Here is a 13,858-nt window from a genome sequence, read left to right as displayed (position 1 = left end):
CATCTCTCCGCTTTGCTGAAAATCAGTTGTCCTCGACACGCGCCCGAAAGCGCAGGTCGATCCGGCGCAGCGCGCCGCTTTCCTCTCGTTTCGCCGTCGCCCGGTCGAAGTTGAGCGACACCAGCCGCCCCCGGCTGAGCGCCAGATCGGCACCGCCAAGCGCATCGCTCACCGCCACGGCCACATCCTTGGCTACCGAGAACCCGGCGCTGTCGGTGATCACCGAAATCACCAGCCGGTGCTCGGCCGCCGCGCCTGTCTTGTCGGACCTGTCGCGCGCCGTTTCGGGCCCAAGAGCCACATAGGTCGGGGGCGGGGTTCCGCTTGGCACCTGGTCAAAGATCGCATCCCCGATCAGCGCATCAAGCGCCGCATCCGCCGCAAGATGCTGATACACCGCCGCCTGAAGCGCCGAGGCCACCGCATAGCTCATGTCACGCTCTCCTCTTTTGCAAAGCAGGTCAGGAACCGCCCCTCCGGGTCACGCTCGGCAACCGCTTCGATCACATAGATGCGCGCCCCGTCGCGGAAGCGGTCCCCGGGCCTGGGACGTTGCGGGCCACTGTGCGGCGCACCGCGCACCACGATTCGATAAGGCACCCGCATCACTGGCGCCTCGCCGCTCTCGCGTTGCCGCCCACTGCGCGCCGTCACCTCGGCCCAGAGCGTGCCACGTGCCGCCCAGCTCTCGGAAAAACCCCCGGCCCCGTCCGGCACGCGCGCCGCCGATTCCAGAAGCAGTTTGCGGTTCAGCCTCGGACTCATTGGCCCTCTCCCAGCGTCATACGCATCGGCCGATACCGCTCGATCAAACTGGTCACGCCAAAGGGCGCGCAGCCGCTGCCAAGTGTCGTCTCGTTGCGATGCTCGTAGTAATGCGCCGCCAGCAGCAGCACCGCCTGGCACAGATCAGGCGGCAGATCGTTCCAGTCGGGGCCGTAGCCCGCGACAAAACAGACCACTGCATGGCCCTCTGCGCCGATGCGTGGCAGATGCGCACCCACTGCATATAAAACTGGGCGCCACGGGTCCGGCAACAGGCGATAGGCACTTGGCGCAACGAGTGTCTCGCCGCCATCCCCGTCCACCAACACCACCTCGCCAACAGCGCTGATGGGCGCCAGTGGCAGCGGCTGGCGCTCCGGCCCGTGCCAGGCCTGCACCGTCAGGGCAAAGCTCCGCTCCAGAAGCGCCTTTCCGGTGCGCGCCTCGATCGCTGCCAGCGCCGCCCTGAGAAAACTGGCCAGCACCCCGTCCTGAAGGCTGTCATCCGCGAACCCGCTGCCAAGACGCAGATGCTCTCTGAACGCCGCGACCGGAAGGGCCGCATCGGGCACCTGTGTTTCTTCGATCAACATCATGGATAACTCCAATACTCCGGCCCCTCCGAATGTTGGGCGCGCGCCCCCGCGTCGCTCGAACGGAGGGGAGCAGCCAGACAACGCGGGATGTCACGGCGCGCGCCCGGCAGAGGCCCGGTCTCCCGGCCCCCCGCCGTCCCGGCCCTCGTCAGGAGATCGCGAACCGCAGCAGCTTGATCGCGGCGAAATCGCTCACGTCCCCGCCCACACGCTTGGTGGCATAGAACAGCACATGCGGCTTGGCGCTGAACGGATCGCGCAGCACCCGCAGATCGGGGCGTTCGGCCACCGTGTAACCCGCCGCGAAATCACCAAACGCGATGGCATCGGCGCCACTTGCGATGTCGGGCATGTCCTCGGCGATCAGCACCGGATAGCCCAGAAGGCGCGCCGGCTCTCCGGCGGCCAACCCATCGGACCACAGGAAACGACCGTCATTGTCCTTAAGCTTGCGCACCGCCCCCGCGGTCTTGGAGTTCATTACGAAGCTGGCATTGGCGCGATAGCGCGCGCCCAGCGCATAGACCAGATCTATGATCGCCTCGCCGCCGCCGAAGGCTCCGTCCACGCCCGTGGGCACGTAGCCGATATTGCCCCAGGTCCAGACACCGTTGTCCACCGCCGGATGGTTGAGGATGCCGGTCGGCTTGTCCGCCCCGTCGCCGGTGATGAAGGCCGACGCCTCGGCGCGCGCGAAACGGTCCGCGATCCGCCCCGCAAGCCAACCTTCGATATCGAAGGCGCTGTCGTCCAGCAGGCGCTGCGATGCCTTGGGCAGCGCCGAAAGCTCATGCAGCGGAATGGCGATCCGCTCGATCACCGGCGTTCCCGTCTCGGACCGGGCCGAGGTTTCATCGGCCCAGCCCGCGCCCACATCGGTGGAATCGATCAGCACATCGTAGGAGGTCGCCTCCACCTGCACCACATTGGCGATAGCCCGGATCGAGGCTGCCGAGTGCAACACCGAATTGATGCGCTCCGAAGTCTGCGGATCGACAAGAAACCCGCCGTCCGAGTTGACCGAAGTGGACATCGCCTTGCCCTCAAGTTCCAGCCCGCGCAGCCCGTCATCCTCACCGCTGCGCAGATAGGCGTTGAACGCCTTGGCGTGGGGCGCGTCAAAATCGCTCGCCATGGCCAGCGCCGGACGCGCCGCGCTCCGGGATTTGTGTTCCATCATGGTCATCCGTTCTTCCTGCTTTTGAAGTCGTTTGTGAATTTCGGTCTGAAACCCTCTGAAATCGCTCGTGAAACCTGCCACGGCGGATTTCACCTCGGCCACCGGAGACAGATCTTCCCCGGCCCGAGAGTCGTTCTCGGTCTTGCTCATGTCCTGATCCTGTTCTGGGTTGCTCTAGGTCTGGCGACGGCCACCGCCCGCCAGATCGCGGCGCGCGCCCTCGAAGGCCGCCGCCAGTTCGCGCAGGTCACCGACCGACAGGGTCTCCCCCTTGGCGGCCGCCCGCGCACTGGGCAGCATCGGGAACGTCACCAGAGAGACCTCCCAAAGCTCCAGTTCGGTCAGAAGCCTGCGGCCCCTGTCAGTCTTGGCCGACCGCAGCGTGCGATAACCGATCGACAGCCCTTCGATCGCGCCTGCCCCGATCAGCGCCGCCGCCTCGCGGCCCTTTTCCACCCCCTCAAGCAGGCGCCCCTTGACCCAGAGCCCCTTGCCGTCCTCGCGCACCTCGTCCCAGATTCCGATGGGCTGCGCCGGATCGTGCTGCCACAGCATCTTGACCCGCCGCCCCGCCTTGGCCAGCGCCGCCAGAGACTGCGCATAGGCGCCCGTCTGCACCACGTCGCCACCCTGATCGCGCGCCCCGAAGAGCGAGGCATAGCCCTCGATCACGGTGCCGTCGCGCACCTCCAGCCCGTCACCGAAGCGCGCGAATTTCCGCTCCAACCCGCTGTCGCATTCCATTTCCATATCCCTCATCCCTTGTCTCGCGCTCAGGGCGCGGCCTCCAGAAGCGATTGCACCGCCTGCGCCAGGATCACCCCCACCACGCCGAACACCGTCAGCCAGAGCCGCCGCTCCAGCCGCTCCATCACCTCCTCGAGCTTGTCGAGCCGCCGGTTGATGCTGTCGATCTGCAATTTCGCGACCCGCTCGTGCGCCTCCAGCCGCAACGCCGGCGCGCAATCGAACACCTCGAACCCATAGCGCCCGTCATCCATCCGGGTCACCGTCCGGCTGCGCCGGCAGCCCCAACAAGGCGCGCTTTTCCCCCGCGCTGAGGAAATCCGCCGCCGCGACACGCGTCCATTGCGCGTCCCGCTCCACCGCCAGCGCGGGCACCTGGTCCAGATCGGGCCGAAGCGTCACCGCCTCGCCGGTGAAGACCGAGAGCCACTCGCTCATCGCCGCCGCCACGCGCGTCGCCATCGGCAGCACCGTCAGTCGATAGAAGGCGCGGTTCGCCTCCTGATAGTTGGCATAGGTCGCATCCCCCGGTATCCCCAGAAGCATCGGCGGCACCCCGAAGGCGAGCGCGATCTCTCGCGCCGCCGCCTCCTTGGTTTTCTGAAACTCCATGTCCGAGGGCGAAAACCCCATCGGCTTCCAGTCAAGCCCGCCTTCAAGAAGCATCGGCCGCCCGGCGTTGCGCGCGCCCTGATGGTGGCTTTCCATCTCGCTCACGAGCCGGTCGTATTGATCCGTCGTCAGCCCCCTGGCCATCGGCCCCGGCATAGACGATCGCCCCCGAGGGCCGCGCCGCATTGTCCAGAAGCGCCTTGGACCAGCGCGAGGCCGCATTGTGCACATCCACCGCCGTGGCCGCCGCCTGCATGGGCGAGAACCCATAGTGATCGTCCTGCGGGTGGAAGTTGCGGATATGGCAGATCACCGGCGCCGCGCTCACATCGAACCGATGCTTGCGCCCGCCCACGCTGTATTCATAGGCCACCGGCCAGCCATCCGCGCCCGGCACCACCCGCATCCGCTCGGACCGCAGCACATGAAGCTCCAGCGGCAGGCCGCCGTCGCCCACCACCGCCTCAAGATAGCCGTCCCCGGACAGAAGAAGCTGCGCGTAGAGCGCCTCCAGAAGCTCCGCGCGCCCTTGCGCCGGGTTGGGCCGCCGGATCAGAGACAGCACCGGGTGCTCCTCATAGCGCCGTTCGGCGTCCTGCAACACCAGCGGCAAGGCCGCACCCGCCTCGGCGATGAGCTTCACAGAACGGAACCCCACCGGGTTGCCCGCGAATCCCGTCCGGGTCAGCGTGACCGTGTCGCGCGGGCTCCAGGCCACCCGACCCGCGCCGTGGTAGGCCACCACCGGCGCGGCCGCGCTGGCCTTCCGCTCGGGCGCGTCCTGCGCCGTACCGCGCCGCAAGAAATCAAATACCATCGTCTGACGCTCCTGACTGTCTGGTCCTGTTCGCCTGTCTCGCGAACCGTTGTCGCAGATCGGTGTTAAGCCACCGAAACCGCACCGTGCGCTGCCCGTTGCGCGCATCCGCCCCGGCCCCGGCCCGCCCCACCTTCATCTTTGCAAGATACTCACTCTCCGCGCTCAGAGCCGGCGCACCTGCGGGTGCCGCCATTTCGCCGCCGGCTCCACGATCAACTCGTGCAGCGCCCAGACAAGCGCATCCACCCGATCGGGCGATCCGCGCCCCTCGAATCCGCGCGCGGTCATCGCGCACATCTGTTCCTCAAGCTCGCCCAACCCGCGCAGGTGCTTCACCCGCCCCTGCTCGTAGAGCGCGGCCACCGGCTCGGCCCGCGCCGCCTTGCCGCGCGCGGCATGGACCGCCTTGAACGGCACCAGCGGATCGACCTGCCGGATCACCGACTGCACCATGTCGCCGCCCTGGTTGACCTCGGCCACAAGCCGGTCGGCGCCCCAGCTTTCCATCGCCGTGATCGCCACCCGCGCCCAGTTGGCCGGACTCACCCCGCGCAGGCTCACATCGTCGAGCACACAGGCGGTCCAGTCGCGCACCGGCCCGCGCGCCTGCGCGCCCACCACCACGATTCCGCATTCGTCCGATCCGCCGTGTCCGCTCACGGGCGGGTCCACCGCCACCACGATCCGGCTCAGATCGGGCGCCCGCTCCACCTGCGCCGCGCGCAGCATCGCCGGCGTCCAAAGCGCGCCCTCCGCCTCGTCCAGCAGCTCGCCCATAAGCTCCTGCCGCCCCAGCCGGGTGCCCGCATAGCGCGCTTTCACCTCCTCAAGGAAGCTTTCCGGCAGGAACGCCCGGTTCGCCTCGGTCGGCGCACTCGTGCTCACCGTGCTGCCGGTATCCAGAAGGCGGCGCAGGATCGGCACATTGCGCGGCGTCGTGGTCACGCATTGCTGCGGATGATCGCCCAGCCGTAGCCCGAACTGGAGCATGTCCCATGTCGCCTCCGCCTTCTTCCACTTGGCCAACTCATCGGCCCAGGCAGCATCGAACTGCGGCCCGCGCAGGCTCTCGGGATCATGCGCCGAGAATGCCTGCGCCACCGCGCCGTTGGGCCAGACAAGACGCTTGCGCCCCGCCTCCCACTCGGGTTTACGGTCGGGCGGAGAGCAGGCCAGCAGACCGCTTTCACCGAACACCATCACCTCGCGCACCTGCTCGATGGTCTCACCCACCAGCGCCACGTGCCGCGCCCGGCCCGGATCGTCCGGCCGAGCACCCTCGACCATGCCGCGCACCCATTCGGCGCCGGCACGGGTCTTGCCCGCCCCGCGCCCGCCCAGGATCATCCATGTCTTCCACTCACCCTCGGGCGGGAGTTGATGCTCCATTGCCCAGAACTCGAACAGAAAAGGGAGAGCCAGAAGCTCTCCCTCGGTCAGTTCATCAAGAAAAGCCTCCTGGACATCGGGCCCTTCTGAGGCGAGCCATGCGGCACCCGATCGAAGATCGTGCCCGTTCCAGGTCGAGAGGTCGGGAATCACCACGACATCCCCTTTCTTTTGCGAGTTCATCAAGTTGCGCCTCCGTTTCGATTGCGATCCGCATCCAGTGCCGGATCTCTGTCAGTGCCCGGCCACTGTCGCGCACCGCGGTTTCCTCCCCCGCGCGCACCTGTGCATTCAATCTGTGCAGATCATCGGTGAGTTTCCGAAGCGCCTGCCGGAGCTGCCCTATGCGGGCATTGAGCCGCTCTTCTTCGGTCGGGGTGTTCAATGTCATGTCGTCTCGTCGCCTCTCATGCAAAGTTGCCCCTCCGCACGAGCAAAATGAAAAACGGCCCCGAGGTTTCCCCCAGGGCCGCTACCCACTTCTTCCAGCTTGCCACGATTTATGCCACAGACCGCGCGCAATGTCAAGTTTCAGTGTGTTAACAAGAGGTTACATCACCGCGCGCAGCCATCCCCTTCAATCTCCGGCGGGGTGGCGCCGTCCTCGATGGCGCGCCAGCGCGCGACATTGCGGTTATGCGCGGCCAGCGTCGCGGCAAAGGCATGTCCGCCGCTGCCGTCGGCCACGAAGAACACGCAATCGGTCTGCGCCGGCCGTGCCGCCGCCTCAAGGCTCGCGCGCCCCGGATTGGCGATCGGCGTCGGCGGAAGCCCCTCGATCACATAGGTGTTCCAGGGCGTCTCGCCGCGCAATTCGCTCTGGCGCAATCCGCGCCCCAGAACACCCTGACCCTGCGTGATGCCATAGATCACCGTCGGGTCGGTCTGAAGCCGCATCCCCCGGTTCAGCCGGTTGGCAAAGACGCTGGCCACCTGCCGCCGCTCTTCGGGCACGCCGGTTTCCTTTTCGATGATGGAGGCGAGCGTCAGAAGCTCCTCGGGGCTCTCCACCGGCAGATCCTCCACCCGGCTTTCCCACGCGGCGGCAAGCAGAGCCTCCTGCGCCTCCTGCATCCGCGCGATGACAGAGGCGCGTGTATCGCCCGCCCGAAGCTCATAGCTGTCGGGCGCGAGCGTGCCTTCGGCGGGCACCTCCACCTCGCCCTCAAGCAGTTCCACCGCCTTCAGCGCTTCGACCACCTGCCAACTCGTGACCCCTTCGGCCACGGCAAGACGATAGCGCGTACCCGGCTGCTCGCGCGCCTCGGCAAAAGCTTCGGGAACCTCGCCCTCATCCACGCCCGGCGTGAACTCGACGGTCGTGTCGAACACCTCGCGCCCGGGATCAAACTCACGCAGTTCCATCCGCGTCTGGGTCACCCCCACACGATAAAGGATCTCCGTGCCGCAGGTGCTGCCTCCACCAGCCGTCACGATGTCGGCTATCTCCTGCATGGAGGCCCCTTCAGGCACGCGGAAGCTCCCGGCCTTGAGCTGATCGGCCTTGCCGTCGTAGTCAACTCCGATACGGAAGATCGGACCGCTGCTGATCGCGCCCTCCGCCTCCAGTGTTCTTGAGATGCGCGTCATGTTCGACCCCGGCGGCACCTGCAGGCAGATCGCCTCGGCGAGCGGGCCGGGACCGCTGTATTGCTGCTTGCCCCATAGAATCAGCCCGCCCAGAAGGAAGGTGACGACAATCAGCAGGGTCAGCGCGTTAGAGGCGATATGCCGCCACATCTACGAGACCTTTCCGAAAATCACGCTCGCGTTGGTGCCACCGAACCCGAAGGAATTGGACAGCGCATAGCTGATTTCGCGCTCGCGCTTTTCATGGGCGGCCAGATCCACGGGCGTTTCCACCGCCGGATTGTCAAGGTTGAGGGTCGGCGGTGCCACCTGATCGCGGATCGCGAGGATGGAAAAGATCGCCTCGATCGCCCCCGCCGCGCCCAGCAGATGCCCGGTGGCCGATTTGGTCGAGGACATGGTGACCTTGCCGGCCGCGTTGCCCATCACCCGCTCCACCGCCGCAAGCTCGATCACATCGGCCATGGTCGATGTGCCATGCGCGTTGATATAGTCGATCTCGCCCGGCTCAAGCCGCGCCGACTTCAGCGCCGCCCGCATCGACCGTTCGGCGCCCTCTCCATCCTCGCTCGGCGCGGTGATATGATAGGCGTCGCCCGACATGCCATAGCCGCAAACCTCAGCATAGATTTTCGCGCCGCGCGCCTTGGCGTGCTCGTATTCCTCCAGCACGACAATGCCCGCACCCTCGCCCATCACGAATCCGTCGCGGTCGGCGTCATAGGGGCGGCTGGCGCCCTTGGGATCGTCCGCGCGCTTGGTCGAAAGCGCCTTGCAGGCGTTGAACCCGCCAATCCCGATCTCGCAGATCGTCGCTTCGGCGCCGCCGGCGACCATCACCTCGGCATCGCCCAGCATGATCAGCCGCGCGGCATCGCCGATGGCATGGGCGCCGGTGGAACAGGCCGTCACCACGGCGTGGTTCGGCCCCCGGAAGCCATAGCGGATCGACACCTGCCCCGAGATCAGATTGATCAACGCGCCGGGCACGAAGAATGGCGAGATACGGCGCGGGCCGCGCTCGTTCATCATGATCGCGGTGTTGGCGATGGAATTCAGCCCGCCAATACCGGAGCCGATCATCACGCCCGTGCGCTCGAGGTCTTCCTTGCCGGTCGGCATCCAGCCCGAATCGCGCACCGCCTGCTCGGCCGCCGCGATTCCGAAGAGGATGAAGTCATCCACCTTGCGGCGCTCCTTCGGCTCCATCCAGTCATCGGCGTTGAACGTGCCGTCGCTGCCATCGCCAAGCGGCACTTCGCAGGCGTATTTCGTCACCACGCGGCTGGCATCGAACCGGGTGATCGGTCCGGCCCCGGATTGCCCGTCAAGGATGCGCGACCAGCTTTCCTCGACCCCGCAGGCCAGCGGAGTGACCATTCCCAGCCCGGTTACAACGACACGACGCATATTGCTGCCCCTTCCTCAGAACTTTGTCCCGCTCATACCCCGGCATGGGCCCGGTCGGCAAGTCCAAGCGGCGGCGCGGCGTGAATGAAAGCCGGCGGAAAAATGCTCTTGATCGGATGGATCCGCGGAAATGACGACCTGTCCGGGCAGGCGAATTACTGGAATCCGGCCACGGGCTCGACCGAGGGCTGCGCGACCGCCAGCGCCTCCGACAGGTCGACATCCTTGGCCAGCAGCGCCCGCCCGATAAGCGTGCCGCTGATGTTGTAAACATACCTGAGTCGCGCCACATCGTCGGTGCCCCGCACCGTGCCGCGCGCGATCACCGGATGACGGGTCTCGGAGGCCAGCTTCGTGATCACGCCAAGCTGGCCCTCCTGATCCTCGATATCGGCGTCGATGTCGGTCACGATCACGCCCGCAAGCGGTGACTTGTCGAAGGCTTGCAGATAGGTCACCGGCTCGATCGCGCTCGCCTCGCGCCAGCCGTGCGTCATGACGTGCCCCTGAAAGATGTCGACTGAAAGCACGATCTGGTCGGGATGATACTTGGCGATTTCGCGAACCTTGTCGGGATCCTGCACCCCCATCGTGCCGATCACCACGCGCCCCGCGCCCTTGTCGATCCAGTGCGTCACCCGCTCGCGTGAGCGGAAGCCGCCGCCAAGCTGCACGGGGATTCCCACCGCGCGGATGATCTGCTCGATCAGCTCCGCATTCTCGCCCGTCCCGGCCAGCGCGTCGATGTCGGTCACATGCATCCAGCTTGCCCCCGCCCGCGCGAATCCGCGCGCGGTCTCCACCGGATCGACATGCCAGATCGTCGGCTCTTCCAGCCGCCCGCGCATGAGCGAAACACATTTGCCGCCCATCAGTTCTAGGGTGGGATAAATGATCATGGGCCTCTCCCGAAACGGTGTTGCCCGACAGCAGAGTCGGAGCGTTGCAACAGGATGAAGTCTATCGCATCTCCGCGATATCACCAAATCGGCGTATTCGGGTCAGTTCGCGCCACTCCGGGGCACCGCACGGAAACAGGCGCCCCGTGCAACGAAAAAACCCCGCCCGTTGCCGGGCGGGGGCCTGTCATCCGGCGCGCACGCCGACGTGATCTCAGGAGGCGTCCGTGATGAACTTCACGGCATCTCCGAAGGTCTGGATGGTCTCGGCGGCGTCATCGGGAATCTCGATGCCGAACTCTTCCTCGAAAGCCATCACCAGTTCCACGGTGTCAAGGCTGTCGGCGCCCAGATCGTCGATGAAGGACGCGTTGTCCGTCACCTTGTCCTCTTCCACGCCGAGGTGGTCCACTACGATCTTTTTCACGCGGTCTGCGACGTCGCTCATATCAGTTCCTCATTCATCGCGGGCCTTGTTGTCCGGGCCCTGGTGTTCCCCGTGCAAGCGCGCCGGGTTTAGGTTGTGCCCCATGCGGGCGGTTGTGGCCTCGTCAAACGAAGCCGTGGGCGCACCCGCAGGCACCCCCGGAAATCTTCGCCGCCTATAGCATATCCCTTTCGCAAGGCAAACGCTTTCGCACGCCCGCGCTATGCACGCGGTCTCGGCTCACAGCATGGCCATCCCGCCGTTCACATGCAAGGTCGATCCGGTGACATAGGCGGCTTCGGGGCTGGCAAGATAAAGAACCGCCGCCGCGATCTCCTCGGGCTGGCCCATGCGCGCGGCGGGTATCTGCGCATTGATCTTGCCCTTCTGATCGTCGCTGAGCTTGTCGGTCATCGCCGTCGCGATGAACCCCGGCGCCACCGCGTTGACGGTGATGTTGCGGCTTGCGACCTCATAGGCGATGGATTTCGTCAACCCCACAAGCCCGGCCTTGGCGGCGGCGTAGTTGGCTTGCCCGGCATTGCCCGTCGCCCCCACGATGGAGCTGATGTTGACGATCCGGCCCCAGCGCGCCTTCATCATCGGGCGCATCACGCCCCGGCACAACCGCATCGCGCTCGTCAGGTTCACATCGAGAACGCTCTGCCATTCCTCGTCGGACATGCGCATGAATATCTGATCGCGGGTGATCCCGGCATTGTTGACCAGAATATCGAGCGATCCCATCGCCTCCGCCGCCTGTTTGGGAAGCGCGTCCACCGCCTCCGCGTCGCTCAGATCGCACGGCAGCACATGCGCGCGCTCTCCCAGGTCCCGCGCCAGCGCCTCCAGCGGCTCGACCCGCGTGCCCGAAAGCGCGACCTGCGCCCCCGCGCCATGCAGCGCCGTGGCAATCGCCCCGCCGATCCCGCCCGACGCGCCGGTGATCAGTGCGTTTTTTCCTGTCAGATCAAACATTCATCTCATCCCTTTATCCATCCCGCGCGCGCCCTGAAAGATGCGCCGCGCGGGTCATTCGAAGTCTCGTCCCGCGACCGGCCCCTAGCCGTGAAACGCGGAGGCCGCCGCCGCGACATCCTCGGGCGTGCCCACCGCGCGGCAAGCCATGCCGCGGTCGATGCGCCGGATCATCCCCGACAGGGCCTTGCCCGCGCCGATCTCCCACGCCTCGACAACCCCCTGCCCGGACATCCACAGAACCGATTCCCGCCAGCGCACCGCGCCCGTCACCTGCTCCACCAGAAGCGCGCGGATGCGGTCGGGATCGCTCACCGCCTCGGACAGCACATTGGCCACCAGCGGCACCGCCGGCGGCGCGATCTCGACCTGCGCCAGCGCGTCGCGCATGACCTCGGCGGCTGGCTGCATCAGCGTGCAGTGGAACGGCGCGCTTACCGGAAGCATCACCGCCCGCTTGGCGCCCCGGCCCTTGGCGATCTCCATCGCGCGCTCCACCGCCGCGCGGTGTCCCGAGACGACAACCTGTGCCGGATCGTTGTCATTGGCGGCCTGGCAAACCTCGCCCTGCGCGGCCTCTTTGGCCACGGCCTGCACCGCGGCGAAATCCAGCCCCAGAAGCGCCGCCATCGCGCCCTCGCCCACCGGCACCGCCGATTGCATCGCCTGCCCACGCGTGCGCAAGAGCCGCGCCGCATCCGCCACGCTCAGCGACCCCGCCGCCGCCAGCGCAGAGTATTCGCCCAGTGAATGACCGGCCACACAGGACGCCGCGCCGATCGTCACACCCTCGGCCTCCAGCGCCCGCATTGCCGCCAGCGATGTCGCCATGAGCGCCGGCTGCGCGTTCTGCGTGAGCGTCAGCGTCTCCTGATCGCCCTCCCAGATCAGCGCGCTGAGCGGCTCGCCAAGCGCCTCGTCCACCTCGTCGAAGACCGCCTTCGCGGCCGGATAGGCCTCGGCCAGCGCCTGCCCCATCCCGATGGTCTGCGCGCCCTGTCCCGGAAATACGAATGCTCGGCTCATCTGATCGTCCCCTTGCGTCGGTATGGCGCCGCAATACCGCGCCACGGCCCCCGGCGCAATGTCCCTTGCGCGCTTCCGCACGGCCCCTGTGCGCGCGGGCGCGTTGTCCGTCCCGCCCCGCCGTATATCTCCGGAGCAGCCATGCGTCACAGGAGACCGCCATGCCCCTGAGCAATTCGAACGCCCGCTACGGCAGTGTCACCAAGGGGTTTCACTGGCTCACCGCGCTGCTCATCGTGACGCTGATTCCGCTGGGCCTCATCGCCAACGCGGCGCCCTTCGACACGGGCGAGGAACTTGCGCGCAAGGCAGGGCTTTTCTCGTTGCACAAGACGCTGGGCGTGACCCTCTTCTTCGTCGCGCTCCTGCGCATCGTCTGGGCCCTGACGCAGCCGCGCCCCGGCCTGCTCAACGCCAAAAACCGGGCCGAGGCGCTGCTGGCCGAAACGATCCACTGGATGCTCTACGCCGCGCTCGTCCTCGCCCCGCTGAGCGGCTGGGTCCACCACGCCGCCACCACGGGCTTCGCGCCGATCTGGTGGCCCTTCGGGCAAACCCTGCCCTTCGTGCCGCAATCCGAAGGCGTCGCCGCGACGGCTGCCGGGCTGCACCAGGTTTTCGTCTGGGGTCTGATCGCCGCGCTCACCCTGCATGTGGCCGGCGCGCTGAAACACGCGGCGGTCGACCGCGATCAGACACTGCAACGGATGCTGCCGGGCAAGAGTCGCGCCCCCGACCCCGGCCCGCAACGCCACGGCCCCGCCCCCGTGCTTGCCGCGCTGCTGCTCTGGGGCGCGGCCATCGGCATCGGTAGCGGGCTGGGCGCCTTCGCGCACGACGACACCGCCCGCCCCACCGCCCCGCAGCTTGAGCTGGCGGAGTCGGACTGGCAGGTGCAGAACGGCACCCTCGCGATCACCGTGCGGCAGATGGGCTCCGAGGTGACGGGGCGCTTTGCCGACTGGACCGCCGACATCACCTTCGACGAGGCCGCCCCCGATGGACGCCACGGCGCGGTGGAGGTGACGGTCTCCATCCCCTCTCTGACCCTCGGCTCGGTCACCGATCAGGCGCTCGGAGGCGATTTTCTCGCCGCGCAAGAGCATCCGACCGCACGTTTCACCGCCGATATTGTCGCCGATGGCGACGCCTACGTCGCCGACGGCACGCTTGCCCTGAAGGGGGAGACGGTGCCCGTCACACTGCCCTTCACCCTGAAAATCGACGGCGACACCGCGACAATGGAAGGCGCTGCCCGCCTCAACCGCCGCGATTTCGGTGTCGGCGAGGGTGTTTCCGATGAAAAGACCCTCGGCTTCGCTGTGAACGTCGATGTGACCCTGACCGCCACCCGCGCAGAGGCGCCCGATACCTGAGCCGCCAGTCCCGCGCCCCTGCCCGGGATCACGAGATTGCTCC

The 13,858-nt window shown here is 66.9% G+C and carries 14 protein-coding genes and 1 pseudogene; 1 reads left to right on the top strand and 14 read right to left on the bottom strand.

The genetic code is table 11. The features are described 5' to 3' along the window. Nucleotides 1-22: 22 nt before the first annotated feature. The 14 genes and pseudogenes from BMW66_RS07015 to fabD all read right to left on the bottom strand — a co-directional run bounded on the left by BMW66_RS07015 (nt 23) and on the right by fabD (nt 12,439). Nucleotides 23-433, bottom strand: coding sequence for a DUF3168 domain-containing protein (locus BMW66_RS07015; RefSeq protein WP_093116872.1), 411 nt, complete (start codon nt 431-433; stop codon nt 23-25). Beyond that, a complete protein-coding gene (locus BMW66_RS07010; RefSeq protein WP_093116870.1) occupies nt 430-765 on the bottom strand; it encodes a head-tail adaptor protein in 336 nt (111 codons plus the stop codon). The genes BMW66_RS07015 and BMW66_RS07010 overlap by 4 nt, the downstream gene beginning before the upstream one ends. After that, nucleotides 762-1,361, bottom strand: a complete 600-nt coding sequence (locus BMW66_RS07005) for a head-tail connector protein (RefSeq protein WP_093116868.1) — start codon at nt 1,359-1,361, stop codon at nt 762-764. Before BMW66_RS07005 ends, BMW66_RS07010 begins: the two co-directional genes overlap by 4 nt. A 148-nt stretch (nt 1,362-1,509) precedes the next feature. Next, entirely contained in the window at nt 1,510-2,691 is a 1,182-nt protein-coding gene (locus BMW66_RS07000; RefSeq protein WP_093116866.1) for a phage major capsid protein, read from the bottom strand. A 24-nt stretch (nt 2,692-2,715) separates the two neighbouring features. Next, entirely contained in the window at nt 2,716-3,285 is a 570-nt protein-coding gene (locus BMW66_RS06995) for an HK97 family phage prohead protease (RefSeq protein WP_093117129.1), read from the bottom strand. A 29-nt stretch (nt 3,286-3,314) separates the two neighbouring features. Then, entirely contained in the window at nt 3,315-3,542 is a 228-nt protein-coding gene (locus tag BMW66_RS06990) for a GTA head formation protein, RCAP_rcc01685 family (protein WP_093116864.1), read from the bottom strand. Then, nucleotides 3,535-4,717: pseudogene (locus BMW66_RS06985) on the bottom strand (phage portal protein). Before BMW66_RS06985 ends, BMW66_RS06990 begins: the two are co-directional and overlap by 8 nt. Before the next feature lie 165 nt (nt 4,718-4,882). After that, nucleotides 4,883-6,292, bottom strand: coding sequence for a DNA-packaging protein (locus BMW66_RS06980; protein ID WP_093116862.1), 1,410 nt, complete (start codon nt 6,290-6,292; stop codon nt 4,883-4,885). A 372-nt stretch (nt 6,293-6,664) separates the two neighbouring features. Beyond that, nucleotides 6,665-7,849 carry an endolytic transglycosylase MltG gene (gene mltG / locus BMW66_RS06975; protein ID WP_093116860.1) on the bottom strand — a complete coding sequence of 395 codons (1,185 nt, stop codon included), beginning with the start codon at nt 7,847-7,849 and terminating at the stop codon, nt 6,665-6,667. Continuing rightward, nucleotides 7,850-9,109, bottom strand: a complete 1,260-nt coding sequence (gene fabF / locus BMW66_RS06970) for a beta-ketoacyl-ACP synthase II (RefSeq protein WP_093116858.1) — start codon at nt 9,107-9,109, stop codon at nt 7,850-7,852. Between the two features lie 155 nt (nt 9,110-9,264). Further along, the gene (locus BMW66_RS06965) at nt 9,265-10,008 is read right to left on the bottom strand and encodes a 1-(5-phosphoribosyl)-5-[(5-phosphoribosylamino)methylideneamino] imidazole-4-carboxamide isomerase (RefSeq protein WP_093116856.1); all 744 of its coding nucleotides are present in this window, start codon (nt 10,006-10,008) and stop codon (nt 9,265-9,267) included. A 214-nt stretch (nt 10,009-10,222) separates the two neighbouring features. Then, nucleotides 10,223-10,456 (bottom strand): acyl carrier protein, encoded by a 234-nt coding sequence (locus tag BMW66_RS06960; protein ID WP_093116854.1) that lies wholly within the window; start codon nt 10,454-10,456, stop codon nt 10,223-10,225. Between the two features lie 219 nt (nt 10,457-10,675). After that, nucleotides 10,676-11,413 (bottom strand): 3-oxoacyl-[acyl-carrier-protein] reductase, encoded by a 738-nt coding sequence (gene fabG, locus BMW66_RS06955; protein WP_093116852.1) that lies wholly within the window; start codon nt 11,411-11,413, stop codon nt 10,676-10,678. Nucleotides 11,414-11,497: 84 nt separating this feature from the next. After that, nucleotides 11,498-12,439 (bottom strand): ACP S-malonyltransferase, encoded by a 942-nt coding sequence (gene fabD, locus BMW66_RS06950; RefSeq protein WP_093116850.1) that lies wholly within the window; start codon nt 12,437-12,439, stop codon nt 11,498-11,500. A 161-nt stretch (nt 12,440-12,600) separates the two neighbouring features. Here fabD and BMW66_RS06945 point away from each other — a divergent pair, with 161 nt between their 5' ends. Beyond that, complete coding sequence (locus BMW66_RS06945) at nt 12,601-13,815, top strand: cytochrome b/b6 domain-containing protein (RefSeq protein ID WP_093116848.1); 1,215 nt, start codon at nt 12,601-12,603, stop codon at nt 13,813-13,815. Nucleotides 13,816-13,858: the final 43 nt, after the last annotated feature.

This window comes from Salinihabitans flavidus (assembly GCF_900110425.1).
Taxonomy (GTDB): domain Bacteria; phylum Pseudomonadota; class Alphaproteobacteria; order Rhodobacterales; family Rhodobacteraceae; genus Salinihabitans; species Salinihabitans flavidus.
This window is presented reverse-complemented; position numbering and strand designations above follow the sequence as displayed.

Coding starts and splice junctions, on each gene's coding strand:
- BMW66_RS07015 (WP_093116872.1), bottom strand. CDS start 433: ATGAGCTATGCGGTGGCCTCGGCGCTTCAGGCGGCGGTGTATCAGCAT.
- BMW66_RS07010 (WP_093116870.1), bottom strand. CDS start 765: ATGAGTCCGAGGCTGAACCGCAAACTGCTTCTGGAATCGGCGGCGCGC.
- BMW66_RS07005 (WP_093116868.1), bottom strand. CDS start 1,361: ATGATGTTGATCGAAGAAACACAGGTGCCCGATGCGGCCCTTCCGGTC.
- BMW66_RS07000 (WP_093116866.1), bottom strand. CDS start 2,691: ATGAGCAAGACCGAGAACGACTCTCGGGCCGGGGAAGATCTGTCTCCG.
- BMW66_RS06995 (WP_093117129.1), bottom strand. CDS start 3,285: ATGGAATGCGACAGCGGGTTGGAGCGGAAATTCGCGCGCTTCGGTGAC.
- BMW66_RS06990 (WP_093116864.1), bottom strand. CDS start 3,542: ATGGATGACGGGCGCTATGGGTTCGAGGTGTTCGATTGCGCGCCGGCG.
- BMW66_RS06980 (WP_093116862.1), bottom strand. CDS start 6,292: ATGAACTCGCAAAAGAAAGGGGATGTCGTGGTGATTCCCGACCTCTCG.
- mltG (WP_093116860.1), bottom strand. CDS start 7,849: ATGTGGCGGCATATCGCCTCTAACGCGCTGACCCTGCTGATTGTCGTC.
- fabF (WP_093116858.1), bottom strand. CDS start 9,109: ATGCGTCGTGTCGTTGTAACCGGGCTGGGAATGGTCACTCCGCTGGCC.
- BMW66_RS06965 (WP_093116856.1), bottom strand. CDS start 10,008: ATGATCATTTATCCCACCCTAGAACTGATGGGCGGCAAATGTGTTTCG.
- BMW66_RS06960 (WP_093116854.1), bottom strand. CDS start 10,456: ATGAGCGACGTCGCAGACCGCGTGAAAAAGATCGTAGTGGACCACCTC.
- fabG (WP_093116852.1), bottom strand. CDS start 11,413: ATGTTTGATCTGACAGGAAAAAACGCACTGATCACCGGCGCGTCGGGC.
- fabD (WP_093116850.1), bottom strand. CDS start 12,439: ATGAGCCGAGCATTCGTATTTCCGGGACAGGGCGCGCAGACCATCGGG.
- BMW66_RS06945 (WP_093116848.1), top strand. CDS start 12,601: ATGCCCCTGAGCAATTCGAACGCCCGCTACGGCAGTGTCACCAAGGGG.